Source organism: Vibrio sp. T20, from assembly GCF_007858795.1.
Taxonomy (GTDB): domain Bacteria; phylum Pseudomonadota; class Gammaproteobacteria; order Enterobacterales; family Vibrionaceae; genus Vibrio; species Vibrio satsumensis.
In genome coordinates this window covers 1-297 of the sequence record NZ_VFEB01000001.1, presented here as the reverse complement: position 1 = coordinate 297, position 297 = coordinate 1, and the positions used below count along the sequence as shown (strand labels likewise).

Sequence of the window (297 nt, the reverse complement as noted above, 5' to 3'; positions counted from 1 at the left end):
GTTGGGTATGAACAAACTCCTCAAGCTGTTCAATAAAGACTTCTTGAGGTACGACGGCATCTTGAAGAATCATATCCACCACACCTAAAAAGTCAGCGGTTTTCTCGGCAAGCAATTGATGTTCTAGTTCAAGATCTTCAATGGCTTGATCATTACCATACTTATTGAGGTAATAACGATAGATGATATCTTCTTTAGGGTGATGCACCTTATCAGAATGATTCATCAAATAATGAACCACTTCAGCGATCGGGCTGTAGTTTTTTTCACGCTCTTGTTTTAGACACTCTAACTTAT

At 38.4% G+C, this 297-nt stretch carries 1 protein-coding gene; it reads right to left on the bottom strand.

The window, feature by feature from the left end; all coding sequences use genetic code 11:
- On the bottom strand, positions 1 to 297 hold a 297-nt coding region (locus FTW16_RS00005), incomplete at both ends, for a hemerythrin domain-containing protein (RefSeq protein WP_409994441.1).